This window comes from 'Catharanthus roseus' aster yellows phytoplasma (assembly GCF_004214875.1).
In the GTDB taxonomy this organism is placed as follows: domain Bacteria; phylum Bacillota_I; class Bacilli_A; order Acholeplasmatales; family Acholeplasmataceae; genus Phytoplasma; species Phytoplasma asteris.
The window spans coordinates 469110-494810 of sequence record NZ_CP035949.1; the positions used below are offsets into that span (position 1 = coordinate 469110).

Consider the following 25701-nt stretch of genomic DNA (forward strand, 5'->3'; position numbering starts at 1 on the left):
TTTGAAATGGAAATTGTTAAAAAGTTTTAAAATATTGAATTTAAATTTTTGATAAAGAGAAAGGAAAAACGCGAAAAGAGTTATTATTTTATATTAACATTTACAAATAAAATTATATCATAACAAGGCAAGGGCAAAAAGATTAAATGTTGAAAAAATATAAATAAATATGGTAGTTTGGATTTGTTTAAAAAGGTAAATTAAAGAGTATGAGAGCAAAAAAAGAACTCAAAAGCCAAGAATCAAACCTATCTAAAAAACCACCATGACCTGGAAGGAAACTTCCAAAGTCTTTGATGCCATAATCTCTTTTAAATTTGGAAGCTAACAAATCGCTAATTTGAGAAATAATAGAAATTAAAAAAGCATAGATGGGGAAACTAATGCAAGAGTTGCAATCAATAAATAAAAAAACCATCAAAACTGTTATAGTAGAGCCAAAAGTACCTAAAATAGCACCTTTTTGAGTTTTTTTAGGACTTAGGTGAAAAGCTAGGGGTCTTGTTCCTAAAAAGGGGCAAAAACGCGGGAAACGTGCTAAAAAAGCAGAAGAATCAGTGAGCATAACTGCTAAAAAAAACAAAAGCAAATAATGCCAATGAAGGAAAAACAAAGAAAAAAGACAAGCCATCAAAAAACCAATATAAAAGGTGATAAGAAGGGTTTTACTTACATCTTTAGTTTGCAAAAAAGGTAAAAAAACTAGCATTATTAAAACTAACACAAAAGGCAAGAATAAAAGAAGGAAAAAATTTAGGTTCGAGGGAGTTGATTTTGTTAGGGATACAAATGTGTCTTTATTAAGGAATAAAAAGTTTAATTGTTTTCCGTCTTTTATTAAGTTTTGATTTTGACAAATATTTGGATACAAAACCAAACAAACAACTGTAAAAAATAATAAAGTAGAAGTGGCAACTAACCCAAATTTAATAAAGGTCTGTTTTTGGGTATCTTTGGGATGTTTGAGTATAAAAAACATTTCTTGCACTGCTTTTATTGCTAAAAAGGCAAAAACTACAAATTTGATTTCTAAAGGGGCATAATAATAAAAGAAAAAAGAAAATAAAACTAAGGTGGCCCCTGTTATTATTCTCTTTTTTATCATATAAACCTCCATTTTTTTAAAGCGAAAGGTAAAAATTGGGTAAAATTGTTGTATTTGGAAAACGAAATCATTTTAAGCTTTTAATAATTCAGTGTTTTTAGTGGTGGTGTGTTTTTCAATAAGTTTAATGTTTTTATCAGTTAATGTTTGAATTTGATTTAAATAAAAAGTTTCTAAATCTTTAGTAAGTTCCACTTTTTTGATTTTGTCATTGCCTTCGCGACGCACGTTTCTAATAGCTACTTTGGTCTTTTCTGCTAGTTGCTCTACTTCTTTCATTAAAGCTTTTCTTCTCTCTTCGGTTGGTTTGGGGAAAACAAGTCTTACAACTACACCATCAGTTTGAGGAGTGATTCCTAGATTAGATGCCAAAAGAACTTTTTGAATATTAGGAATTAAAGTGCTATCGTAAGGTTTGATGTTGAGTTGATTGCCTTCAGAAACGCTAATAGAGGCTAACATTTTTAAAAAAGTGGGTGCTCCATAATAATTAACAGTAATTTTATCTAAAATATTAGGATTAGCAGTTCCAGTGCGAATATCGCAAAAGTTTTTTAACATTACTTCTTGGGCTTGAGTCATTTTAGTTTCTAACGACACAAGAATATCTTTGGCAAGTTGTTGCATATTTATTCTCCTTTTGAACTAATAACAGTACCTATGTTGCCTTCTTTGAGTACAACTTTTTTGATATTACCTTTTTTTAACATATTAAAAACTAAAATATCGATGTTATTTTCTAAACAAAGAGAAGCGGCTGTAATATCCATAACTGCCAGTCTTTGAGATAAGATTTGTTGGTGTTTCATGTGTTTGATTAAAACGGCATCTTGATGTTTTTTGGGATCTTTATTGTAAACACCTTCAATATTATTTTTAGCCATTAAAATAACATCAATGTTTAGTTCAGCAGCTCTTAGGGCAGCAGCAGTGTCGGTGGAAAAGTAAGGAGAACCAGCCCCTGCACCTAAAATAACTACTCTATCTTTTTCCAAATGACGAATAGCTTTACGGCGAATATAGGGTTCGGCTACCGAAGAAACAGGAAAGGCAGTCATCACGCGTGTGATGGTATTTGTTTGTTCTAAGGCATCTTGCAAAGCTAAAGAATTCATGATAGTTCCAAGCATTCCCATATAATCTGCCTGAGAACGATCCATACCCAGTTCTTCACCAGTGCGTCCACGCCAAAGGTTACCTGCTCCTACAATGATGGCAATTTTGACTCCTAAATCTTTGATTTCTTTGATTTCCCAAGCAATTTTTTTAATGGTGCGAGGGTCAATTCCGTATGAAGATTCGCCTTTAAGGGATTCACCACTTAATTTTAAAAGAATTTTTTTATGCATCCACAAAACCTTTCTTCATAAACATCTGCAACATCTTTAAAAGAGTCTAAATTTGAGTTTGTTAAATAAAGTATGAAATAAAGATTTTTGAATTATTAGTTGCACATTTCCCAACGCACATAAGAAACTACATCAGTGTTGTTGGCTTTAAGATAATCTTTTACTTTTTGATCTGCATTTTTGACAAAAGGTTGTTCTGATAAACACATGTCTTTTAACATTTTGCCTAAACGATTTTCAACAATTTTTTCTATCATTTGTGCGGGTTTGTCGGATAATTCTTTGGCAGTTTGTTTATGTAAAATCTTTTTTTCTTCTGCTAAAAATGTAGGATCTACTTTGTCAGGAGTTAAAAATTGCGGTTTGGAAGCAGCTATATGCATCGCTATGTCTTCTGATACAGAAGGGCAGTCGTTTTTTAAAACTACCAAAACAGAAATACGTCCGCCTTGGTGTTTGTAAGTTCCAAAAGATTCTTGAGGCTTTTTAGTAACTTTTAAAACACGTTTAAGAGTAATGTTTTCGCCCAAAACTGAGGTTTTTTCTAACAATAATTCTTGAACGGTTTTATTTTGGTAATTAAAGGCTAAAAGGTCTTTGGCGTTAGATAATTGGTTTTTTAAAATAATTTCTCCAAGCACTTTTACTAATTGTTGAAAATGTTCGTTTTTGGAAACAAAATCCGTCTCAGAATTGATTTCATATAAAAAAGCGTTATTACCAGCAAAAACAATATTAGTGATGCCTTCAGAAGTTGCACGTCCTTGTTTTTGAGCTGCTTTAATGATGCCTTTTTCTCTTAAAAACACGATGGCTTTTTCGATGTTGCCTTCAGTTTGTTGTAAAGCTTTGTGACATTCATTCATTCCCGCATGCGTTTTTTGACGTAAATCCTTAATCATTTCGGCTGTAATTTTCATTTGTTGCTCCATTCTAAATTTTAATGATTTAATTACTTTTAATTATAAATTGTAAAAATAAAAATTGCATATTGGTTAGTTAAGGACCAAAAAAAGTTTAATTATCTTTGGTTTTGATTTTGATTTTGGTAATATGGTTTTCTTGGTGAATCTTGGTAAGGACGTTTGTTAGGGGTATTGTAATTTTGAGGTTTTAATGGGTTTTTAGCATCAAAAGTTTCTGCTTTTTCAGCAACTCCACCAGTGCCTTCAACACAAGCATTAGCCATTAACCAAATAATTAATTTCACTCCTCTAATAGCGTCGTCATTAGCAGGAATAATGTAGTCTACTAAATCAGGGTCGCAGTTAGTGTCTACAATTCCAAAAACTTTGATTCCTAATTTGCGCGCTTCGGCAACTGCGATGCTTTCTTTTTCTGGGTCAACAACAAAAATAGCTTGAGGCAAGTCTTTCATGTCTTTGATGCCGCCTAAGAATTTTTCTAATTTGTCTCTTTTACGCTTTAATTGCACTACTTCTTTTTTAGGAAGTTTTTTCCAAAGTCCTTCTTCTTCTTGTTTGTGGAGCAAATGAAGTAATTCGATTCTTTTTAAAATAGTTTTGAAATTAGTTAATGTGCCACCTAACCAACGATGATCCACGTAGTATTGTTGTGAACGTTGCGCTTCTTCTCTAATCGCTGATTGAATTTGTTTTTTAGTGCCTAAAAATAAAGCTTTGCCGCCTGAAGTAATGATGTTTAGCAATTCTTGATAAGCTTTTTCAATTTCTTCTGAGGTTTTTTTCAAGTTGATAATGTGAATGCCATTTCTAGAAGTAAAAATGTAGGGTTTCATTTTGGGATTCCATTTGCGAGTGGCATGACCAAAATATACTCCTGATTCTAATAATTGTTTTGTTGTAACTACTGCCATTGTTATTAAAAACTCCTTTTTATTTTAATTGATATTTTTTGAAATATTGTGTTAAATTATGATAAAAAATAAATAAATGATAATTTTGTTTGTGTTTGGGCTTTTGCATTTTAACTATTTAATACATTTTTTAATTGTGAATTGTGTATCAAAATTGATCCAAAATGATGATGCATCATCAAGTTTTTATTTCTATTTGCAAATATTGTGCCAAATTGCTAAATTGCTAAATTTTTTAATTGTGTCAAAAATGTTTGAGCAATGCATTTATACATCCCTTATAATTAAATAAAAGCTTTTTTGCAAGTTTGTTTGGGGAAGGAAAATGGCGTTTTAATAATTATTTGATAATTATAAATTTATAAATCACAAATATAACAATTAAAAAAATAATTAAATAATCAAAATTGACGGGCAAAATGGTTTGCCTAGTAGCAAAAACGGCAACAAACAAACAAATGCATTAAAAAACCAAGAACAAAGAACAAACAATAAAATGTTTTTGAAATAATAAAAATAAATAACTTTTTTCCTAACATATTTTACCATATTTAAAACCATTTAACAATGTTTTTATTGATTTGGATACAATTTTGTTACTTTGTGCTACCAAAACCGCCTTTTCTGGCAAAATTATTTTCTTTTTCTTGGGTAATTTGAAAAAAGGGTTGAAAAATTCCTTGTGCAATTCTTTCGCCTTTACAAACTTGAACTGGGTTTTTAGAAAAATTATACAAGGCAATAAAAATATGACCTTCATTTTGCAAATTATTATAATAATCACTATCGACTACTCCCACGCCGTTGGCAAGGGTTAGTTGTTTTTTCAAGGGTAAAGAAGACCTTACATAAATTAATAAAACTTCGTTCCAAGGAAAAGATGCTTTAATTCCTGTGGGAACCAAAATGACTGTTTGCGGTGGGATTTCCATGCTTTGGGCTGCTTCAAAATCATAACCAGCGCTGAATTTGGTTTGACGTTGGGGAAGGTTGATTCCTTGATTTTGATAACTGCTTACTTTTTCAAAAAAACGGTTTGTTTTATTCATAAAAATGAAACCTTGGCTTTCTTTTGGGGTAGTTAGTAATTTTACTTTTAAATTAATAAATGCAAATCACAAAATAAAAATAATACAAAACGAGAGACAAAAAATAATTAAAAAGGTGGCAAAAATAAAAATTTTCAACAAAATAGTTTTAAATATTATAAAATTAAAAATATTATAAAAAAGTTAAAGATTCCAATCAACAACTTTAATTCCACAAGTTTGTAAATAAGTATTAGCACGAGAAAAAGGTTTAGATCCAAAAAAGCCTCTATGAGCGAAAAAAGGGGAAGGATGGGGGCTTTTAATTATGCAATTTTGGGATTGACAAATATATTGTTCGTAGGTTTGAGCAAATTTTCCCCACAAAATATAGACTATATTTGTTTTAGCTTGCAAAGCTTGAAAAATAGTTTTGGTAAATTCTTGCCAACCAATTTGATGGTGACTTAAAGGTTTATCTTTTTCAACAGTCAAAATAGCATTAATCATCAAAACGCCTTCTAGCGCCCATTTAGTTAAATTATTGGTGCGAGCAGTAATTTGTAAATCATTTTGTAATTCTTTAAAAATATTGGATAAACTAGGTGGTTTTTGGAAGGTTTTTACACTAAAAGACAACCCGTGAGCTTGATTTTTGCCATGATAAGGATCTTGCCCCAAAATAACTACTTTCACTTTTTCAAAAGGAGTTAAATTAAAAGCTGCAAAAATATCTTCTTGATTGGGATAAATAATTTTGTGATTGGTTTTTTCTTCTTGCAAAAAAGTAAATATTTTTTTAAAATAAGGTTTAGTTTTTTGATTATTAATGATTTGTTGCCACATTAATTTTTTACCTTTTGGTTTGTTATTGTAAAATTGTTGTATTATTTTGTAATTTGGTGTTATTTGATTGCATTTTTGTAATTATTTGGCTGCTTTTAATTCTTTAATTAAGGAATATAAGAGATACGCCATAATCATTAAATAAATGATTATTAAAAACAAATATAAGGGATTTTCGAATACAAAAGCAAAGAAAGAACCAATATAAGCAAACAGATCAGAAAAGAAATTTTTGATGGATGGAAAAATATAACGGTCTTTACAAACATATTTGCCTACAATTTTGTGATAAGGAATTTTTTGTTCGTATTTGTGTTGGGTATCATTTGCATCACCCCAAGTGCCAATTAATTCGTTTTTTGAATCATTATAAACGACTCTATGAATAATAAAACGATGTTTTTGGGCTGCTTGTCTTTCTTGTTCAGAAACATTAGGATTATTATAATTAGGGTTTTCAAAAATTACAACATCGCCGTTTTTTGGATGAGTTGTGCCTACTTTATAAGGTTTGGTTGTAGGATTTTTGGTGATTTGTTTCCCATCAAAAGCACCAACAGGCATAAGTTTGGAAGCGTCCCAAACACCTCTAATAAAAACTAAATCCCCTATTTGTCCTGAATCCTCATTTTTAGGACCATGTAAAAAAGGTTCCATACTACCAGAAGCCACAGGAAAAGCAGAAATGCCTAGATATTTGGCTGAATATTTAGGAAAAAAAGCATTACCCAAAGAAGCAATAAAAAGATAGATTAGAAAAAAATCTAAAATAATAATCATACTTTTTTTTAAAATTAAAAGGATAGATTGGTTTTTTTGACTTTGTGGCGGAGTTTTTGTTTTATTTTTGAACATAAATAATTACCATAATAATCATTGTTTCCTTTTTTATTTATTAACTATGAATTATTTTCAACTATACAAATTAATTATAGCATAGAACAAGATTTTTTTTTGATGAATCAATTATAAGTGCTAAAAAATATTATTATTATAAAATAAATGTTATAATATTATTGAAAATACAATATAATCCAAAGTATTATAAAAATGCTTAATCTCACAATAAATAAATTAAATGAAAGATAAATTAAATTAAATCTAAGAATTTTCCAATAATAAATTAAAAAATATGAAAATTACAAAATTAAGAACTAGGTTCGCAACTATTACAACTACTTTTACATTATTGTTGTTAGTGGTGCTAATTTTTAAATCTTTTGACAATATTGATAATATAAGCCTAACAAAAAACAAACCTAATCATAATGTGGATGTTATTCAAGAAAAAATCTATAATACGGATGGAACCATTGACTATATTTTAGATTATGATAGCAAAACAAATAAAAAAATTAAACTCACAGCGTTTAATGGTGATGAAAAGTGTGTTTGGTATATCATAGAATATGATTTGCAAACTGCCAATAAAATTAAACATACTGTCTTTCAAAATGACAGAAATATCTTAGATATTAAAGAATACGATCCGCATACGCAAAAATTAATTAAAGAAATAAGTTTTGCAGAAGACAAATCAAATATTTTATATATGTATGAATATGATGCTAAAAGCGGAAATGTTATAAAAGAAACTCACCATAATAGTAAAAATGGCAAAGTAGAATATGTTTTAGAATATGATCCTCAAACCCAAAATAAAATCAAACATACAAAGTATTTCCCTAATGGAAATATTGATTATATAAATAAATATGACCCCAAAACAGAAATAAGAATTTGGCGTGCAAAATACAAATATCAAAGCAAAAATGATGATAAAGAGGTTTATAATTATGATCCTAATAGTGGTGATGTCATAAAAAAATAATGGTAATTAGAATTGTTTGGAAAGATTTTGCAAGGAAAAATCAGGTAATCTGTTTACAGGCAAAATCAAAACTAGTTTAAAAAAGGTAGTTTTTTCGAAATGATAAAAAGAAAAAGCATGCAAAAAGGGGCTTTTACATACTTTCATCCTAATATTTTTATTTAATTTTTTAATTGTTTTTGTTTTTTATGTCCTAAAGCTTTATTGATGTGCAAAAAGTCTTCTGGATGAACGTACAAAACTCTATCATCAGAACTGTAATAAGTTTTTTTAGTGTAATCTTGTAAAATTTCGAACTGCATTTCTTCGATGTTATTTAATTTTTCTAAAACTTGTTTTAAAGTTTCTGGGATTTCATCCCAAAAATTCTTTTGTGAGTTAAAAGTTTGGGCATTATTAGGAATGGTATCAGCTTTGGATTGCTTTTGTTTTTCTTCTAATTCTTTAATTTTTTGTTTCATTTCTAATTCAAAGATCTTTTGATTAAAATAAGTTTCAAGCATTTTATGCTTTAATTCTAAAAGATCAGTTTGCGAAAGGTTGTTATCTTTTTTGTCCATCATCTCCATTAATTTTAAATTAATTAAACAATTAGAATCAAAGTCTTTGTTATTAATCAAAACATTGGGAATTTGAGGTTGTTCGTTTTTATTTTCGTTGTTTTTGCTCTCTTTAGACGGTTTGGAAGGACTAAAAAAAGCTGCAATACGAAAATTAACAACATAAATGAAAATTAGCGTTTTAATCACTAATTTTACTAAAAGAAATATCAATACAGGGAACAAAACAGCGCCAACAACCCAAATCCAAGGATTATTGGAAACCCAAGTTACCAATTCTTCAAATCTCAAAAAACCAACCTCCTAATAAAAGCGTTTGTAAAACTTTTATACTTTATTTGTTAGCTTTATAAAAAACTTAAATATAGCTTATATTTACTTTATCATAAAACTTTATATCTACACCTTTATTTAATCAAAAAAAGAAACAATTGTCAATTGATTTTGGTGGTTTTTTAAGATAAAGTTGTTTTTTTGAGTAGTTTGAAAAAGATAAATAAGGTTTTTTTAGATTTTAAGAGCAAAATGATTAAAAAATGTGTTTTAAAATATCTTAATAAAGCAAAAAAATGATTGTCAAAAAAATTAATTGTTTTTTTATTTTATTAAAATATTTTTATTGGGGTAATTTTTTTTGGCAGGGATATCAGGATTCGAACCCGAACGAGCGGTTTTGGAGACCGTTATGCTACCATTGACATCATATCCCTTCATTTACAAGTAGGTTGCATGGTACGGGTGACAGGATTTGAACCTGCACGCCTAAGCGCTAGATCCTAAGTCTAGTGCGTCTTCCATTCCGCCACACCCGCGTTTACCTTTGTTATTTTTGTTCGTTAATCACTCATAAACACTTATAAAATGGCAGACCCAGCTGGATTTGAACCAACGAATCACGGAGTCAAAGTCCGTTGCCTTACCACTTGGCTATGGGCCTCAATATAACTTTATAATCTGGATATTTTATTATTAAATAATGTTTGTAATAATTTTTGTATTTTTATATTTTGTGAAATATATTCTGGGGCGGCTAGTGGGAATCGAACCCACGCATATCGGCGCCACAAGCCGCCGCGTTAACCACTTCGCCATAACCGCCAAATAATTTTAATAATTAAAATTCAATAACATAGAATATTATACCTTGATTTTGTTAATTTGTAAAGTAAAAAATTTAGGTGGGTTGTTTTTTTAATGATAATTGAGTATTTTTTATAAGTTTTTTGCAGTCAATATTTTTGGTGGCGATGTTTAAAAAAGATTTGAGGGAATAAATTGAGATAAAAAATGTGCATTCCAAAAACTTCAAAAGAAAAAAAGATAAGTCTAAAAAGTTCCAAAAAAAAAATGCCAAAAAAACGCAAAAAACAAATTACCAAAACAATTCCCAATAACAAGCCCTTAAAAAACAAATTCTTAAAAAACAAGTTCTTAAAAAAATAATATAAGCGATGAAATTATGGAAATTATTTTTATCAAAATGAAACTGACTTTGCAAACTAACAAAAAATAGCTAATTTTAGTTGGCGGAGGAAGAGGGATTCGAACCCTCGCATCTTTTGGATCTACACGCTTTCCAAGCGTGCCTCTTCGTCCACTTGAGTATTCCTCCAAAAAGACCAAAAACTATAAAAGTGATTGGGTTTGTGATTTAATTATTAGCCGCAACAGCAAAAACATTCTTGCTGATCGTCTTTATCTTGATTAGTTTGATTTTGTTGTAAACGCAAAACATCTTGAGCAATAGCAAGTTCTTCATTGGTAGGAACAACAAAAGCTTTGATTGCAGAATCAAAAGTTGTAATAAGTTCTTGTTTGCCTTGAACTTTGTTTTTTTCTTCGTCTAACTTAATTCCTAAAACTGATAAACATTTAATAATTTCAGAACGGAAAAAAGAAGAATTTTCGCCAATACCAGCTGTAAATACTAAAGCATCAACGCCTTTTAATAATACGTAATAACTAGCAATATAATCAACTATACGCTTAACTTGGATGTCGTGTGACAAAATGGCTTGCTGGTTGCCTTCTTTAATGCTTGCCAAAATATCACGAGTGTCATTAGAAATACCTGATACTCCTAAATAACCTGATTTTTTATTCAAATCATCGATAACACAAGCAACAGTTTTGTTTTCTTTTTCAGCTATAAATTTCACTACTGCAGGATCAATATTGCCACTACGAGTCCCCATAGGAACCCCTTCTAACGGAGTAAAACCCATAGAAGTATCAACTGATTTACCAGAATCAACTGCACATAAAGAAACGCCGTTGCCAGCATGACAAATAATGATTTTGGCGTTTTTTTTACCCAAAATTTGTTGCATTTGCTCAGTTATATATTTATAAGATGTACCATGAGCTCCGTATTTTCTAATTTGGTATTTTTGGTACCAGTAATAAGGAGTGGCGTATAAAAAATTAACTGCGGGCATACTTTGATGAAAAGTAGTATCAAAAACAGCTACTTGAAAAACTTGGGGAAGTACTTTTTGAAAAGCTTTAATACTTATGATGTTTGCAGGATTGTGTAAGGGAGCTAGGTCGCATAAACTTTCAATTTGAGCAAGAGTTTTTTCAGTTAAAACAGCAGAATCGCTAAATATTTCTCCACCTTGAACTACGCGGTGCCCTACTCCTTCGATTTCTTCCAAAGTATTAATAACTTTTTTTTGAATCAAAGCATCTAGCAATAACTCTACTGCTGTTTGATGATTTAGCACTTCTAATACTTGTTTGTCTTTTTTGTCTTTGGTCTTCATTGTAAAAACAGCCTGATTGCTACCGATTCTTTCAACTAAACCTGAAACAATTACTTCTTGTTGTGGCATTTCTAATAATTGAAATTTTAAAGAAGAACTACCAGAATTTACCGACATAATTTTCATATATTTTTCTCCGTTTTTTGTTGTGTAATAATTTATTTGTTGTTTGTATATTAATTTTAATTGTTTTTTGACTTATTTTTTTTGGGTTGAGTTTGGGATTGGGATTTTAATTATTTGTTATTTGATTTATTTTTATTTTTAATTAATAATTTCTTTTAATGAGTGGAATTGTTTTTGGGTTTGTAATTATTTGTTTACAAGTTTGATTTCTTTTTATTGTTGGAAATTTTTCAATTTGTTATTAATTGTTGGGCAAAATTTCAAGCAAACGATATATGCCCCAAGCATGAAAACAAGTTCCTGCCATAACAAAAAGATGCCAAATAAAATGAAAATATTTTTTATTATCTTTAACATAAAAATAGATGCCTAAACTGTAAAAAACACCGCCCAGTAAAACAAAATGAAAAATATTGGCTTTCCACATTGCAGGCACTAACAAAAGCCCACTCCATCCAAGCAAAGCATAAAAGATTAAATGAATGATTTTTCCTTTATTCATCCAAAAAACTTTACATATAATACCTGAAAAAGCCAAAATACATTGGCAAACAAAAAAGCATTGTCCTTTGGAAATTGGCACATTTGATTGAGGAAATAAGGGTTTTTGCAATTCTGGCAAAAGTAACAAAATAGGGGCAAAAGTTCCCCAAATTAATAAATAAATACTAATGTGATCGGTCTTTTGAAAAAAATTATGAGCTTTGGTAAAGGATAAAGAATGATACAAAGTACTCATCAAATAAAGAATAATCATCGATATGCCAAAAACAAGTACAATATAACCGTTAGGATTTGACATTAAAGAGGCTTTAAGACAAAAACAAACAAGAATAAAAACTCCTAAAGGAATCATTAAACCATGGGAAATGGCATTGGCAATTTCTTCGCCCAAAGTTTGTTTATCACTTGGTTTAGTAGCCCATTTCACAATAAAACTCCCTTCTTGCTTGGAATATGTAGCAATTACTGAGATTATAAAAAGTTTAGAAATTAAATAAGTTATAAGGAAAATAAGGAAACATTTAAAAATAATAATTAACTTTATTAAATAATTTATAAATTAGATTAAGTTGTAATAAAAACTAATTCTTATATATTTTACCACATAAAAGTAGTTGCTAAACTAAATTTGTAAATTGACAAAAGATAAAATATGAATTTTTCAACATTTCCAAATATAATAATGTATAGTCAGTAAATAATAGTATAATATTTAAGGAAACTGGTTTTCCATAGAAAGGATTTTGTTATTTTTCATGAAATCTATTCAAACTAAATACTACAAGTATTTAATAATTATCACATTTATTATCGCACTAATAATTTTGTTATCTGCAATTATTTTTATTAAACAAAAAATAAATCTGTCCCTAATGCAAAATTAAGCCACATCCTTCCTGAAATCAAACCCGATACCAAGACAAACATTATTGAACATTATTTAGGTCTCAATCCTAATTTAGAAAATTTAAAAACCGAATTTAGAAAAATAAACCCCGATTGGAACCAAGAAGTTTTTGCTTATAATTATCATATACTTTCTAAAAGTAATTCAAATCAAAAAATTACTGATGCTATCCAACACAAAATTTTTGCTATTTTTTTAAACTTTAATGATGAAAAAAGAAATCATACCAAACCCAAAATAATCTTTTAGATGCCTTAAATCAAAATCAAAATAATAAAATGCATATTTTTTGGAAAAAAGAAAAACCAAATACCGAACTTATATTAGCTTTAAAAGACCAATTATTGCATAACACAAATAAATGGCAACAAACAGCAACAAATATTTTGGATAAAATACAAACCTATATTAATAATGATATAGATCAAATATTAAAAAATCAACTAAGCCTGCTTGAAAAAAATAAAATTATAATTGATATGAATGCAGGCAAACTCAAAATCACAGACATTAAAGATTTTATAAAACAAAATTTGATGGCTAATGCAAATGCCAAACTTGAATCTAATCCAGAACAAAATATTTTAATAAAACAATTAAGAAAACAATCTTTTAATTTAATGGAGTTAAGAAACAAATTCCAAACTCTCCAAAAAATAGATCAAAATGGTAATATAACTACCATATTTCAAAAAGATATGCAAGAATTAGAAACTCTTATAAAAACAACTATATTAGAAATTATAAATGAATCTGATAAATTAAATATATAATTTGGTAAATGACTAATTATTTTTCAAATCCATTTTTTTCCTCAATTCTTCCAAAACTTGATCTACAATAACTTTCACTTGAGGATTGACAAAAAGAATCTGATTTTTAACTTCAAAATGAGTTTTTTTACTACAATTTTTCAAAATCACAATTTTTAATTTATCAATATTAACTTTTTTCAACATTCTTCTAATTTTTTGTTCTTTAGCTTGTCTTTTAAGCATTAATATCGCCTTTTCGTTTTATTTTTATTAATAAATTATTTTTAGTTCATCAAATAAAATAATATAAGTTAGTTTTTTAATACCGTTTTTGCATTTCAGCTTTTATTTTAATCTTTTAGAAATAAATTTTGGCTTGATTTTATCTTTACCATATTTGGTTTGCTTTTTTACCTTTATAAAGATATTATACAACTTTTAAAATAACTTTTATATATTTTGTCATTATTGTCATTATTTTTTAATATATTTCATCATTTCATTATTCCTATCATTTAAATTATTCCCATTTTGAATATATTTAAATATTTTTAATCACAAGGGAGCCAAACTTCATTAATCATTTTCAAAATCAAAAAAAACTACTATTTTACCACAAAAACCCCCAATTCAAATTATTTTGTATTTTTTGCATTTCTATAACATCAATAACATTATTAATTGGGTTAGTTTATTTGCAATTTAGAAATCAAAGACTAAATCATAAAATTGCAAGCAAAAAAGTAGCTATTAGCACACCTCAAATCCAAACTCTCAAAAACCTATAAAAAAACTCACCCAAACAAAATCAAGGAAAAAGTGGGATAAAACTTTAAATAAGGAAATAGAATTTGTATCTATAATCCACAAACCTACTTTAATGACTCACAACAAATACATTTTTGATGGCATTAACGGATTTAGATATTATCAAAAGAATTATCACTTATGCAAAATATTTTAACCCAAGATCTCAAAAAACCAACTATTACAAATTTAGAATCTATTTCCGAATTAACTGATGCTCAAATATTAGAACAAATAATAAATCCCCAAAAAATTACTCAAATCCAAAAAAGAACTTGATTTGCTTCAACAAAGAAATAACCATTTTCAAGAACCTTTAGATTCGCACTGGATTAAATTATTGCAAAATCCTTTTAATAAATGGCAAAACCAAACTTTAAATAAGATAGATATTTTTGCTCAAAAACAAATAATACAAGATAACAATACTATTTTTAACCAAAATATGGCAATTACCTTAGATAAAATAAATAAGATTATAATTATGGAATATAACAGTCCTCAAAAAATTATTAATTCAAGACAAAGAGATTTTTTTAGGTAATTTAATATTAAACATTTGCCAAAACCAATTTAACTGCAAAGAAAGTTTAATTTATACTTTAATCCTGTAAGAAAAACTTTATCTATTTATAACAACAAATAAATTGCCATAATAAACGCCCATAATTGTTCTAAAACTTTCAAAAAATCAAATATTTGCTACATTAAATAAGATCAACTCTAAAAAGTTGATCTTTTTTTATATACAAAATTGCAAGGAAACCACTCATGATCTACAGATTAGTGAGCAAAAAAAGTTGTTTTTTTTGTGATAAAATGATGTTAATAGCAATATTTTATTTTTTTAAATTGCTGTTGTAAAATTTAAAAAGGGGAATAAAATGATGTAGAAAAAATGCATTCCAAATAACAATTATTTTTCATTTCAATATTTAACTTTTTTGTTTTTTTAAAATATATTTCTAAGATGCTTTAAAAATGATTCTTCTTTAAGAACTTTCGATAATCATTAGAATCATTAAATAGCATCATAACAAAATTAATTTTTACACATAAATCATTATTTTTATTTTTTTAAAAAAAGAAGAATTTTTAAATTTTAATTATTTTTTAAATCACAAAAATAATAACAATAGAAAGGCATATAGTACCCAAATGAATAATTTAGACAAAGACTTCGAGAACTATTTCAAATTATCTAAACTTTGTTTTTTAATTTTTTTAGGGTTTTTAGTTTTGGGATAAAATTATAATACAGCCAAAGCTGACAAAGAACAAAATAAAAGACAAGCAATTTTAGATGAATGGCAAGAAATCCACAACAATACAAATAATACTAAAACTATCACCAAAAAGCAAAACAACACTACTTTAAAAACTCAAAAGAAAGCTTTAATGGTTGGTAATAATAAAAAACTTGTTTCAAGGGTACTTAACGCAAATGGAACAGTTAATTGGAAACATGATAATACTTATGATAGAATTTATGATAATAAAGGTAACGAATTATCTCAAAGAAAGTTTTTCCAATGACATACAGAAACAAATCCCAAAATTAATTGGCTAAGTTCTTATGATACAATTTATGACGAAAGCGGACAAAATCCTACCAAACAAATATATTATGCAAAAGAGCACACAGAACAAGAACGAAAAATTGATTGGTTTAAATCTTGGACTGCCTCTGTTGAAACTGTTCCAGCAGAAAATAAAAAAATATTTTCACAAAGATTTTATAAACCAGAAAGTGCAGAGCAAAAACTTATAATTGATTGGTATGAATCTTGGGATAAAACTTTTTATGGTGATGACAGCAAAGCATCTAGAAGATGTTACAAAGCTGAAAGCACAGAGCAAAACCTTATAATTGATTGGGACAATAGAGATACTTATGATGAAACTTATGATGAAAATGGCAATAAAATATCCCAAAGACATTATTTGAAAGAAAGTACCGAAAAAAATAAAGTAGTTGATTGGAAACATGACAAAACTTGGGATGCTAAATATGATGAAAATAGTAATCAATTATCAAAAAGATATTATTTAAAAGACCATACAACAGAAAAACCTAAAATTTATTGGTCTGAATCTTGGGATGCAACTTATGATAATAAAGGAGAGCAAATATCTAAAATATATTATCAACCAGTAGATGACCCTAGCAAAGAAAAAATAATGGATCATTCTAAATCTGTTTTTGTTTCTTCTGGTGATAATGAACCTTATAATGCAAAAGATAATGAACAAGAACAAGAAAGTATATTTTCACAAGGCATAAAATGGTTAAAAAGAGGATTTGATTATTTAACATCAAACGAAGAACAACCCCAATAACAGACAACACCACAAGCATCACAACCCAATTCTGCTTCTGTTTCTACTTCTCCAAACACAATAACAGCTTCTAATTCTCCTCTTTCACAAGCACAACCACAAGACCAAAACACAAACACAAATCCTAATGACAAAACTAATACAAAAAGCAATTTATTTCCTCTCAAAAATGAAGTAAAATTTAGATCAAATATTAAAAGATCTAGATAGCCTTAATTTAAAATTATTAGATTTTAATAGACATTCTTATGATCTACAAAAACGCTTTGAACAAATTAGCGAACAATTTGACCTAAATGCTCAAAACAAAGATACTAATTTATCATTATATAACCAATACTCAAATTTAAAACAAGATAAAACTGTTTTTTTAGAACAAAATTTTTATCTTTTAGAAACTAAAATTACTAATCTAAATAAGGAAAAAATAGGATTATTAGATAAGTTAGTACAGCGCATATTTATAAAACAAGAAGAAATCCAAACTAATTATCAAAATAAATATTCTCAATTATCACAAGAAGATAAGAATAATTTACAAAACCGCTGGAATTTAGAAACAATTAATAAAGAACTTGATTTTAAAGCTTTATTAGAACATTTATTTAATTTGATACTAAAATACAAATTAAAAAAGATCACAACGAACAAATACAAACCACAAATACTAACTTATCTCAAAAAGGTAAAGATAAAATAGGATTGTTAAAACAAGTATTTCTACAAGATAATTTAGCTAAACTACACCAAGAAATGAAAAATTTAAATAACGGATTGAATTCCATTATCACAGATTCTATTCCACTTTATTTTAAAGATTTTATTTCTTTACAAGATGACACTAAAGAATTTTTATCCAATGTTAAAGGAGGTAAAGAAACTAAAAAAGAACTTAAAGAATTATTCCATTTTTAAAAACCCTAGACAATACCAAGATATGGGAATTAAAGTTCCTAAAGGTTATTTATTCTACGTTACCCCAGGAACTGGTAAAACTTTTTTAGCTAAAGAATTATCTAAAGAAGTAGGAGTAAAATTCTTATATAGGAGTGGTTCTGAATTCCAACAAGACAAATATATAGGAACAGGCGTAAATAAAGTAATGGAATTATTCAAAGAAGCAAAAGAATCTAACCAACCATGTATTATTTTTATTGATGAAATAGATGCAGTAGGTGCCAAAAGGTCAGATGACGGCAGTAAGGGAGGTTCTGGGGCTTATGATAAAACCCTTAATCAATTATTAACAGAACTAGATGGTTTTAATTCAAAAGATAGAGACCCTTCTAAACCAATTGTAGTTATTGGAGCAACTAACCGCCCTGATGTACTAGATAAAGATTTGTTAAGACCTGAAAGATTAGAAAGGAAACTTAAATTAGATTTGCCTAAACCCGAAGAGATAGAAGAATTTTTAGACTTTTTTGTCAAAGATCAAGAATTACACAATGATATAAAAGATCAAAATGGCAAACTAAAACGCCAAATTTTAAAAGATTTAAGTCAAAAATGTTATGATAATAAATTCAGCCCTGCTCAATTAAAAGCTTTAGTTTCTGAAAGTGCTTTAGCAGCTATGAGACCAAAATCATTCCTATTTAACTGCTGATAATCTAGAACAAGGTTTTCAAAGAGTTTTACAAGATGCCAATAAAAATCAACTTTTACCAACCAAAACTAATCCTGCATTTAATTTAAGTTTATTAATCAAAGTGTCATGTTCTTTGGTAGCATTTAAAATAGTTATGTTTGTTTTAATATATTATTTTAAAAAATACTTGAAAAACAAAAGATTACGAGGCTTTTTATGAATAAAATAATAAATAGAATCATTAAATGGAGTTGTATTACTGTCATTTTAGCATTAGTTTTATTTTTATCAATTAAAAAAATTAATCACCAATGGTTTAATAAAGACAATAAAAAGAATATATGCCATTTGTTTTAATTGACAAAGTGACTAAAGATAATTACGAAGATATCGAAAAAATTAAAATTATTAATTTAGGACATAGTTCCTTTAAACAAAGTACTATTCATAAAATAGAAGTCTATTATAAAAATGAAGATGTTGCTTATGCTTATATGGATGATATTATGTATCGCACTTTGCAAGATAAATTACTAGAAGAAAGTGAAAAAATCTATAAAGAAGACGGCGAAGAAGTTTTTGAAGATAAAAAACCTAAAAATCATTTAATGACTAATTCCAAGAATATTTAACCAATGGTTTATCTAATACTTTTGGTATTTTAATTATTTTTTCATCAGCTTTATGGATGTTTTATATTTTTAATAATTTCTTATTACAAAAAAGAGTTGGTTCTAAAAAAAACAAAACTTCCTCTATGAAACAAAAAAAGCAAATTAACTTTCCAAGACGTTGCAGGAAACCAAGAACCTAAATAAGAAATGAAAGAATTAGTTGATTTCTTAAAAAAATCCTAAAAAATATATCACTTTAGGAGCACGAATCACACGAGGAGTTTTATTAGAAGGTCCTCCGGGAACAGGTAAAACCTTACTTGCAAAAGCTCTTGCAGGAGAAGCAGGAGTGCCATTTTATTCAGCATCTGGCTCCGAATTTGTTGAAATGTATGTAGGAGTTGGAGCAGCACGCGTAAGAAAATTATTTAAAGAAGCACAAAATAATGCTCCTTGTATCGTTTTTATCGATGAAATAGATGCTTTAGGAGGAAAAAGAAGTAATTCAGGAGAAGGAGGAAATTCCGAAAAAGACCAAACACTTAACCAATTAATTACTGAAATGGACGGTTTTAACCAAAATAGAGGAGTAATTGTAGTAGCTGCAACTAATAGAGATGATACTCTAGATCCTGCTTTGCTTCGCCCTGGACGTTTTGATAGAACTATTCAAGTATATCTTCCTGATGTAAAAGCTAGAGAAGCAATCTTAAAAATTCATGCTAGTAACAAAAAAATAGACCCTTTAGTGGATTTTAGCCATTTAGCTAAAAGAACTCCAGGAATGAATGGAGCCCAACTTGCAGCTGTTCTTAATGAAGCCTCTCTTTTAGCAGCCAAAAAACAAAAAGCTTTTATTACTATGGATGAATTAGAAGAGTCAGTTGACAAAATTTATATGGGACCTGCCAAAAAATCTTTAGTTATTCATGAAATAGAAAGAAAAATGACAGCTTACCACGAAGCAGGACACGCCGTAATTGTAATGAAGCACCCTCATAGTTCTGAAAAAGTAAGAACCCTCACTATTACTCCAAGAGGAGGCGCTCTAGGTTATATGTGGCCTACATCTGATAAAGAATATTTTTGCAATACCGAAAAACAACTCACCTATAACATCGTTGTTGCCTTAGGTGGAGCAGCCGCTGAAGAACTCTTTTCTAAAGCTAGAACTAATGGAGTGTATTCCGATCTTAAACAAGCTACTCGCACTGCTTTTGGGATGGTGGCTTATTCAGGAATGAGTCCTTTAGGATATATTAACTTTGAAAAATGTTCCGAACAAACTTGTTATCAAGTAGATCAAGAAATTAAAAAAATAGTAGATGAATACTACAAACAAGATAAAAACATTTTAGGAAAAAATAAAGTATTAGTAGAAAAAATAACCCAAGCTTTATTAGATAAAGATACTTTAAGTCAAAAAGAAATTTATGCTTTAGATGAGACAAAACAACCAAAAGCACAAAAAGAAAATTCTGCAAAAACTAAAACTAAAGTAGGTAATAAACCTAACAAAAATAAATTAGCTACTGTAAAAAAATAAATTAAAATCGTTTACACACATTAATTACAATCAAACAAATCCCAAAGAGGCTTTTTAAAGTCTCTTTTTTTATTAATCCCAAATGATTTATAATTTTGTTATAATTGAAGTATCAAACCCTCAAAAACTAAATCAATAAAGAAAGCAAGGATAAAAAATTGATAGCTGAAGTAATTATAGATATAAAAACTACATATCAAGGAATTAACAAACCTTTTGATTATTTGGTACCACCCCATTTTGAAAAGATAATCAAAAAAACAATGAGAGTTGTAGTTCCTTTTGGTAATGCTAATTCGCAACGCTTAGGCTATATTATCAATTTAAAAGAAAATAGCAAGTTCAATAAGAACTTAAAAGAAATAATAACTATTTTAGATGAAACTCCTTATTTTGATCAAGAATTTTTTTTATTATCCCAAGAAATGTTAAAAACTCCTTTCATTATTAAAGCCTTAGTTTATGAAACTATTTTCCCCAAAGAATTTGTAAAATCTTTTTTAAAAGAAATTAAAATTATAAATAAGGAGTTATTTCCTGAAAATCTCAAAGGTTTTTTCGCAAACAAAAAGGAACTTTTTTTAAATCCCAAAAACAAATCCCAAGAAAAACTATTAGAACATTTTACAAAACTATCTAAGAAAAAAATTGTCATAATCAAAGATATTTTACAACTCAAAGAAAAAAACAATGAAAAAAAAATATGCATTTACCACCTTAATCCGCAATTAAGTGAAAAAAAAGATATAAAATTAACACCCAAGCAAAAAGATTTTATTGCAAAATTAAAAGAATTAAAACAATTAAAACCTTTAAAACCTTTAAAAATGTTAGATAAAACAAGCTCAAATGAAATCAAACATAGCAAACCAAAAATAAAAACTCAAGAAATCACAAGAAAAAAAGCCTTAGAATTGACTTCAAACAGCATTATTCAATCCTTAATCCGCAAAAAGATTCTTTTACAAACAGAACAAAAAATAAGTATAGTTCTAAATCACGACTTTGATTTACTTGCAGAAGACAAAAAAATAATTTTGAATGAAGAACAACAACAAATAGCACAAAAAATAAATCTTAACTACCACAAAACTTATCTTTTACACGGAAAAACAGGTTCAGGCAAAACTGAAATTTATCTCCATTTAATTACCAAAGTTCTCAATCAAAATAAACAAGTTTTATTATTGGTACCTGAAGTAATGTTAATAGCTCCTTTAATGCAACGCCTCCAAGCCAAATTCACAAACAAAAATATAGCTATTTTAAACAGTTATTTAAGCCCCAAAGAACATTTAGACCAATTTTTAAAAATCAAAGAACAACAAGCCTGCATTGTTTTAGGCACTCGTAGTGCTATTTTTGCTCCTTTAAATAATTTAGGAATTGTCATCATTGACGAAGAACACGACGAGGCTTTAATAGAAAAAGAGCGCGCCACTTATGATGCAAGAACCTTGGCACAAATAAGGGCTAAATACCACAAAATTCCTTTAATTTTAGGAAGCGCTACTCCTTCTTTGGAAAGTCATTATCAAGTTTTACAACAAAATTATCAACTTTTAAGCCTTACCAAAAGAGCTTTAATTGATGCTTTACCTCCCATCGAACTTGTAGACATGAAAGAAGAATTAAAAAAAGGCAATTTAGAACCTTTTTCCCAAAACCTCAAACATGCATTAAGGGAAGTTCTAGCCAAACAACAACAAGCCATTTTATTTATCAACACTAAAGGTTTTGCACCATTTGTTTTATGTCGTTTTTGCGGCTTTGTCCCCAAATGCCATAAATGCAACAATAGCCTTACTTTTTATCAAAAACAAGAACTATTAAAATGTAGTCATTGCAACTATAAAGAGCAATTTACACCAAAATGCATGCGCTGCTCCAAAGAACAAATAAAAGAAGTAGGCGTTGGTATCGAATACATCGAAGCTTATCTCCAAAAAGAATTTTTGCAAGCAAGACTTATCAAATTTGATTCAGATACTATCACAAAAATTAGTCAATACGAAAAATTATGGAACGATTTTAATCAAGAAAAAGCAGATATTTTGTTAGGAACTCAAATGATTGCCAAAGGACTTGACTTTCACAAAGTTACTTTAGTAGGTATTTTAATGGCAGATTCTTTACTCAAAATTCCTAGTTTTAAAGGCTCAGAAAAAACCTTTCAATTACTCATTCAAGCAGCAGGACGTTGTGGCAGAAAAGAACAAGGCAAAGTAATTGTGCAAAGCTATAATATAGACCATTTTGCAATTAATGCTGCAGTCAAATATGAAGAAAAGGAGTTTTTGAGACAACTTTTAGAAGAAAGAAAAATGTCACAAAACCCTCCATTTGGATACCTGAGCCAAATTTTAATCTCTCATAAAGATTTTAAAAAAACTTTTGATATTGCTTACCGCATCAAAGCAGCATTGTCCAATCGCTTTTCACACAAAATAACTGTTTTAGGTCCTGTTTTATCACTTATTCCTAAAAAAAATAACCGTTATCGCTGTTTATTGACACTAAAATATAGCATTTGGCCTTTGGATCTAGATTTTATTTTGGAAAACAACATTCACCAAGATGCTTTAATTATTTTTGATAGGTTTGCTAATTTATTGTAAACAAATTATAAAATCCAAAGATAAATTAAAATTGCATGGAGGCAAAAAAGAAACGCCAAACCAAAAGGCAACAATAATAGCAAACAGAAGTTTTTGAAAATAGTCATCAATTTTTTCAATTACCACAAATCACAAAAAAATCACAAAACCAAAAGAAACACCCAAATAAAATTACTATTCTTTTTTATTGCTTTTATTTTCCATTAACAAAAAAATATGTACCACAAAAAGCGATCAAAAACCAATGAAAAACCAGCAATTATTTTACTTTATAAATTGACATTTTTTATTATTTATGTTAAAATGAAATTAGTTAGTTATTAAAAATATAAGTTAAAAGTGAGGTGTTGTTTCAAAAAAATATGGACGATAGTGATAGTATAAAATTTAGCACAATAAAGATCTTTGAAAAAAAGACGTTTGTGGGTAAAAAATCAAATTTAGCAAATAAAAAAATGTGCATTAATGCCAAAAGGTATTTTTTCTTATGAATCCGATAGTCATATTGATTATTTTAATCGCATTAAATGCTTTTTTTGCAGCTTGCGAAATATCTTTTATTTCTACTAACGAAAGCAAAATTGAATTAGATATCAAAAAGGGCAATAAAAATGCTCTAAGAGTCAAAAAAATCAAAGCCAAACCAACCACTTTTTTATCAGTAATTCAAATTATGATTCACATCATTACTTTTTTTCAAGGAAATATTGTAACATCTTGTTGGCTAAGAGAAACAGAAGGGCATTTTTCATTACATAACATCGGAATTGAGGCTTTAATTATTACCCTTTCTATTATTTTTGGAGAATTAATTCCTAAACGCATAGCAATGCATGCACCTTCCAAAATTGCTTATCTTTTTTCTGGTTCTATTTCCTTAATTGCTTGGTTAATTACGCCTTTGGTTTGGATTTTGACTCAAGTAAGTAATCTTTTTCTTATTGTTTTCGGACTAAATCCTAACAAAAATAGCATACAAGTCTCAGAAGACGAACTACGCTTAATGTTAACTTCAAGTTATCAAAAAGGCATCATTGACAAAGATGAAAATAAAATGATTCAAAATATTTTTGAATTTGATCACACAAACATTTCTGAAGTAATGCGCCACCGCACCGAAGTAGTTGCAATTGATGTTGAAATTACCAAAAAAGAATTAATTAAAACTATCCAAAATGAAAAATACACACGTTTTCCAGTTTATGAAAATAGTATTGATAATATTATAGGCATTTTACATGTTAAAGATATTTTTAATTATTTAATGTCCTCAAACCCAAATAAAATTTTTGATTTGAAAAAATTCATTAGAAAACCTTATTTGGTCCCAGATACAAAAAATACTAATGAATTTTTCCGCGAAATGAAAAAAACCAAAACCCATATGGCAATAGTAATTGACGAATATGGTGGCACAGCTGGAATAATTACTTTTGAGGATTTAATTGAAGAGATCTTAGGTGAAATTTCGGATGAATACGACAACGAAGATCTAATGATTAAAGAAGTTGCCAAAAATGAATATATTGTTAATGGATTTGCTGATTTAGAAGAGGTCGCAGAAGCAATTAAATTAGAATTTAACACTGAAGATTATGATACTTTAAGTGGTTTTTTAATAGGACAATTGGGAAGATTCCCCAAACCAAATGACAAAAATACCGAAATCATTTACAAGAATTTTAAATTTACAATCTTAAAACACAATGATAAAGTAATTTCTCAAATCAAAATCACAAAAATAGATTTACAAGAAGAAATAAAATAAATAAAAAGAGTAAATATTTTCATATTTACTCTTTTTTTATACCTTTATAAATTTGTTCAATTAAGAAATCATTTATTTTCAAATAAATAATAATGGGTAATACAAAATCAAAGTTTAGAATTATACCCATTCATTAAAATATTAAAATCCACATCTTGGATAAAATTAAATATAATTTTATTAATAATATTAATGTTTTTTAAAATATTTTTTTGAATGCTTGCATTGACAGGCGTTAAAAGATATTGATCCAAAGGCATGCAAGAATCTAAACTTACTCCTATTTTTAACCTTTTAAATTGTTTAGTGCCTAAACGATCAATAATATTCCTTAATCCGTTATGCCCTCCATGACCACCTTGCATTTTTAACTTTAATTTGCCTTCATCCAAATAAATATCATCTACAATAACTAAAATATTTTCTATCTTAATGCGATATTTATTTATAATTTTTTTTACCACTTCACCTGATAAATTCATATACGTTTGTGGTTTAATCAATAATGATTGGTGGTGGTTAAAATTAATTTGATAAATGTGGGCGGTTTTGTCTTCCTTCAAGATTTGATATTTATTTTGACTTAAAAAAGAATCAACAACAGCAAAACCAACATTATGACGAGTGTTTAGAAATTTGGTACCTGGATTGCCCAAACCTACAATAAGTTTCATCGTTTTTCCTTTCTTTTTGTTGTGTTTTATTATTTCATTTTATTATTTATGATAAGCAAAAACAAAAAGCAAAACAAAAGCCGTTTACAAATTTATTTTTGCAATTATATATTTGAATTATTTTACTAAT

26 protein-coding genes and 5 tRNA genes are annotated in these 25701 nt (G+C 28.1%); 11 read left to right on the top strand and 20 right to left on the bottom strand.

Annotated elements, in window-relative coordinates; translation table 11 throughout:
* Positions 1-187: 187 nt before the first annotated feature.
* The 8 genes from EXT02_RS02215 to EXT02_RS02250 form a co-directional block, all read right to left on the bottom strand.
* Positions 188-1105, bottom strand: a complete 918-nt coding sequence (locus tag EXT02_RS02215) for a phosphatidate cytidylyltransferase (protein WP_130427836.1) — start codon at positions 1103-1105, stop codon at positions 188-190.
* 72 nt (positions 1106-1177) lie between these two features.
* A complete protein-coding gene (frr, locus tag EXT02_RS02220) occupies positions 1178-1732 on the bottom strand; it encodes a ribosome recycling factor (RefSeq protein WP_130427838.1) in 555 nt (184 codons plus the stop codon).
* Between the two features lie 2 nt (positions 1733-1734).
* Positions 1735-2460 (bottom strand): UMP kinase, encoded by a 726-nt coding sequence (pyrH, locus tag EXT02_RS02225; protein WP_011160542.1) that lies wholly within the window; start codon positions 2458-2460, stop codon positions 1735-1737.
* Positions 2461-2549: 89 nt separating this feature from the next.
* The gene (gene tsf, locus EXT02_RS02230; protein WP_069028335.1) at positions 2550-3374 is read right to left on the bottom strand and encodes a translation elongation factor Ts; all 825 of its coding nucleotides are present in this window, start codon (positions 3372-3374) and stop codon (positions 2550-2552) included.
* A 101-nt stretch (positions 3375-3475) separates the two neighbouring features.
* Positions 3476-4291, bottom strand: coding sequence for a 30S ribosomal protein S2 (rpsB, locus tag EXT02_RS02235; RefSeq protein ID WP_130427840.1), 816 nt, complete (start codon positions 4289-4291; stop codon positions 3476-3478).
* Positions 4292-4887: 596 nt separating this feature from the next.
* Positions 4888-5340 carry a dUTP diphosphatase gene (dut, locus tag EXT02_RS02240; protein WP_069028337.1) on the bottom strand — a complete coding sequence of 151 codons (453 nt, stop codon included), beginning with the start codon at positions 5338-5340 and terminating at the stop codon, positions 4888-4890.
* 183 nt (positions 5341-5523) lie between these two features.
* Entirely contained in the window at positions 5524-6165 is a 642-nt protein-coding gene (locus EXT02_RS02245; protein ID WP_130427842.1) for a uracil-DNA glycosylase, read from the bottom strand.
* An 81-nt stretch (positions 6166-6246) separates the two neighbouring features.
* Positions 6247-7020 carry a S26 family signal peptidase gene (locus tag EXT02_RS02250; protein ID WP_130427844.1) on the bottom strand — a complete coding sequence of 258 codons (774 nt, stop codon included), beginning with the start codon at positions 7018-7020 and terminating at the stop codon, positions 6247-6249.
* A gap of 277 nt (positions 7021-7297) precedes the next feature.
* Between EXT02_RS02250 and EXT02_RS02255 the strand changes: the two genes are divergently transcribed.
* Complete coding sequence (locus tag EXT02_RS02255) at positions 7298-7996, top strand: DUF2963 domain-containing protein (RefSeq protein WP_130427846.1); 699 nt, start codon at positions 7298-7300, stop codon at positions 7994-7996.
* 6 nt (positions 7997-8002) lie between these two features.
* On the opposite strand, the gene EXT02_RS02935 is transcribed toward EXT02_RS02255, so the two are convergent.
* The 9 genes from EXT02_RS02935 to trhA all read right to left on the bottom strand — a co-directional run bounded on the left by EXT02_RS02935 (position 8003) and on the right by trhA (position 12378).
* On the bottom strand, positions 8003-8143 hold the full coding sequence (locus tag EXT02_RS02935) for a hypothetical protein (RefSeq protein WP_165383249.1): 141 nt from the start codon (positions 8141-8143) through the stop codon (positions 8003-8005).
* Positions 8144-8157: 14 nt separating this feature from the next.
* Positions 8158-8847, bottom strand: a complete 690-nt coding sequence (locus EXT02_RS02260; protein ID WP_240682798.1) for a hypothetical protein — start codon at positions 8845-8847, stop codon at positions 8158-8160.
* A gap of 344 nt (positions 8848-9191) precedes the next feature.
* A tRNA-Trp gene (locus tag EXT02_RS02265) sits at positions 9192-9266 on the bottom strand.
* 20 nt (positions 9267-9286) lie between these two features.
* Positions 9287-9368: transfer RNA gene (locus tag EXT02_RS02270), tRNA-Leu, on the bottom strand.
* 50 nt (positions 9369-9418) lie between these two features.
* Positions 9419-9493: transfer RNA gene (locus EXT02_RS02275), tRNA-Gln, on the bottom strand.
* Positions 9494-9578: 85 nt separating this feature from the next.
* Positions 9579-9654: transfer RNA gene (locus EXT02_RS02280), tRNA-His, on the bottom strand.
* Between the two features lie 426 nt (positions 9655-10080).
* Positions 10081-10168 (bottom strand) — tRNA-Ser (locus EXT02_RS02285).
* A 46-nt stretch (positions 10169-10214) separates the two neighbouring features.
* Positions 10215-11447 (bottom strand): acetate kinase, encoded by a 1233-nt coding sequence (locus tag EXT02_RS02290; protein WP_130427848.1) that lies wholly within the window; start codon positions 11445-11447, stop codon positions 10215-10217.
* A 241-nt stretch (positions 11448-11688) separates the two neighbouring features.
* Positions 11689-12378 carry a PAQR family membrane homeostasis protein TrhA gene (gene trhA / locus EXT02_RS02295; RefSeq protein ID WP_071345471.1) on the bottom strand — a complete coding sequence of 230 codons (690 nt, stop codon included), beginning with the start codon at positions 12376-12378 and terminating at the stop codon, positions 11689-11691.
* A gap of 758 nt (positions 12379-13136) precedes the next feature.
* Between trhA and EXT02_RS03075 the strand changes: the two genes are divergently transcribed.
* Positions 13137-13631 (top strand): hypothetical protein, encoded by a 495-nt coding sequence (locus EXT02_RS03075; protein WP_240682799.1) that lies wholly within the window; start codon positions 13137-13139, stop codon positions 13629-13631.
* 12 nt (positions 13632-13643) lie between these two features.
* Here EXT02_RS03075 and EXT02_RS02305 read toward each other — a convergent pair whose 3' ends face one another.
* Positions 13644-13856 (bottom strand): hypothetical protein, encoded by a 213-nt coding sequence (locus tag EXT02_RS02305; RefSeq protein WP_034172241.1) that lies wholly within the window; start codon positions 13854-13856, stop codon positions 13644-13646.
* A gap of 705 nt (positions 13857-14561) precedes the next feature.
* On the opposite strand from EXT02_RS02305, the gene EXT02_RS02940 reads away from it, so the two are divergent.
* The 3 genes from EXT02_RS02940 to EXT02_RS02315 all read left to right on the top strand — a co-directional run bounded on the left by EXT02_RS02940 (position 14562) and on the right by EXT02_RS02315 (position 16760).
* Complete coding sequence (locus tag EXT02_RS02940) at positions 14562-14699, top strand: hypothetical protein (RefSeq protein WP_165383250.1); 138 nt, start codon at positions 14562-14564, stop codon at positions 14697-14699.
* A gap of 1 nt (position 14700) precedes the next feature.
* Positions 14701-14964, top strand: coding sequence for a hypothetical protein (locus EXT02_RS02310; protein WP_130427850.1), 264 nt, complete (start codon positions 14701-14703; stop codon positions 14962-14964).
* A gap of 1400 nt (positions 14965-16364) precedes the next feature.
* Positions 16365-16760, top strand: a complete 396-nt coding sequence (locus tag EXT02_RS02315) for a hypothetical protein (RefSeq protein ID WP_130427852.1) — start codon at positions 16365-16367, stop codon at positions 16758-16760.
* Here EXT02_RS02315 and EXT02_RS02320 read toward each other — a convergent pair.
* Entirely contained in the window at positions 16727-16912 is a 186-nt protein-coding gene (locus EXT02_RS02320) for a hypothetical protein (RefSeq protein ID WP_143549426.1), read from the bottom strand. The two genes, EXT02_RS02315 and EXT02_RS02320, sit on opposite strands and share 34 nt — an antisense overlap.
* A 550-nt stretch (positions 16913-17462) precedes the next feature.
* On the opposite strand from EXT02_RS02320, the gene EXT02_RS02325 reads away from it, so the two are divergent.
* From EXT02_RS02325 to EXT02_RS02350, 6 genes are all read left to right on the top strand, one after another.
* Positions 17463-17675 (top strand): hypothetical protein, encoded by a 213-nt coding sequence (locus tag EXT02_RS02325; protein WP_130427856.1) that lies wholly within the window; start codon positions 17463-17465, stop codon positions 17673-17675.
* 22 nt (positions 17676-17697) lie between these two features.
* Positions 17698-18369, top strand: coding sequence for an AAA family ATPase (locus EXT02_RS02330; protein WP_165383251.1), 672 nt, complete (start codon positions 17698-17700; stop codon positions 18367-18369).
* 323 nt (positions 18370-18692) lie between these two features.
* Positions 18693-18983, top strand: coding sequence for a hypothetical protein (locus EXT02_RS02335; RefSeq protein ID WP_130427860.1), 291 nt, complete (start codon positions 18693-18695; stop codon positions 18981-18983).
* 250 nt (positions 18984-19233) lie between these two features.
* Positions 19234-20511: an ATP-dependent metallopeptidase FtsH/Yme1/Tma family protein gene (locus tag EXT02_RS02340; RefSeq protein WP_240682834.1), complete on the top strand. Its 1278-nt coding sequence runs from the start codon at positions 19234-19236 to the stop codon at positions 20509-20511.
* A gap of 158 nt (positions 20512-20669) precedes the next feature.
* Positions 20670-23129: a replication restart helicase PriA gene (priA, locus tag EXT02_RS02345; protein ID WP_130427864.1), complete on the top strand. Its 2460-nt coding sequence runs from the start codon at positions 20670-20672 to the stop codon at positions 23127-23129.
* Positions 23130-23616: 487 nt separating this feature from the next.
* Positions 23617-24897 carry a hemolysin family protein gene (locus EXT02_RS02350; RefSeq protein ID WP_069028344.1) on the top strand — a complete coding sequence of 427 codons (1281 nt, stop codon included), beginning with the start codon at positions 23617-23619 and terminating at the stop codon, positions 24895-24897.
* 107 nt (positions 24898-25004) lie between these two features.
* Here the strand turns inward: EXT02_RS02350 and pth are convergent, their stop codons facing one another.
* Positions 25005-25571 carry an aminoacyl-tRNA hydrolase gene (gene pth / locus EXT02_RS02355; protein ID WP_130427866.1) on the bottom strand — a complete coding sequence of 189 codons (567 nt, stop codon included), beginning with the start codon at positions 25569-25571 and terminating at the stop codon, positions 25005-25007.
* Positions 25572-25701 lie beyond the last annotated feature (130 nt).

Bases quoted from the DNA above. Each gene is read 5' to 3' on its own strand.
- EXT02_RS02215 (WP_130427836.1), bottom strand. From the start codon at position 1,105: ATGATAAAAAAGAGAATAATAACAGGGGCCACCTTAGTTTTATTTTCT.
- frr (WP_130427838.1), bottom strand. From the start codon at position 1,732: ATGCAACAACTTGCCAAAGATATTCTTGTGTCGTTAGAAACTAAAATG.
- tsf (WP_069028335.1), bottom strand. From the start codon at position 3,374: ATGAAAATTACAGCCGAAATGATTAAGGATTTACGTCAAAAAACGCAT.
- rpsB (WP_130427840.1), bottom strand. From the start codon at position 4,291: ATGGCAGTAGTTACAACAAAACAATTATTAGAATCAGGAGTATATTTT.
- dut (WP_069028337.1), bottom strand. From the start codon at position 5,340: ATGAATAAAACAAACCGTTTTTTTGAAAAAGTAAGCAGTTATCAAAAT.
- EXT02_RS02245 (WP_130427842.1), bottom strand. From the start codon at position 6,165: ATGTGGCAACAAATCATTAATAATCAAAAAACTAAACCTTATTTTAAA.
- EXT02_RS02250 (WP_130427844.1), bottom strand. From the start codon at position 7,020: ATGTTCAAAAATAAAACAAAAACTCCGCCACAAAGTCAAAAAAACCAA.
- EXT02_RS02255 (WP_130427846.1), top strand. From the start codon at position 7,298: ATGAAAATTACAAAATTAAGAACTAGGTTCGCAACTATTACAACTACT.
- EXT02_RS02935 (WP_165383249.1), bottom strand. From the start codon at position 8,143: ATGAAAGTATGTAAAAGCCCCTTTTTGCATGCTTTTTCTTTTTATCAT.
- EXT02_RS02290 (WP_130427848.1), bottom strand. From the start codon at position 11,447: ATGAAAATTATGTCGGTAAATTCTGGTAGTTCTTCTTTAAAATTTCAA.
- EXT02_RS03075 (WP_240682799.1), top strand. From the start codon at position 13,137: ATGCATATTTTTTGGAAAAAAGAAAAACCAAATACCGAACTTATATTA.
- EXT02_RS02305 (WP_034172241.1), bottom strand. From the start codon at position 13,856: ATGCTTAAAAGACAAGCTAAAGAACAAAAAATTAGAAGAATGTTGAAA.
- EXT02_RS02940 (WP_165383250.1), top strand. From the start codon at position 14,562: ATGCAAAATATTTTAACCCAAGATCTCAAAAAACCAACTATTACAAAT.
- EXT02_RS02330 (WP_165383251.1), top strand. From the start codon at position 17,698: ATGGGAATTAAAGTTCCTAAAGGTTATTTATTCTACGTTACCCCAGGA.
- EXT02_RS02335 (WP_130427860.1), top strand. From the start codon at position 18,693: ATGCCATTTGTTTTAATTGACAAAGTGACTAAAGATAATTACGAAGAT.
- EXT02_RS02350 (WP_069028344.1), top strand. From the start codon at position 23,617: ATGAATCCGATAGTCATATTGATTATTTTAATCGCATTAAATGCTTTT.
- pth (WP_130427866.1), bottom strand. From the start codon at position 25,571: ATGAAACTTATTGTAGGTTTGGGCAATCCAGGTACCAAATTTCTAAAC.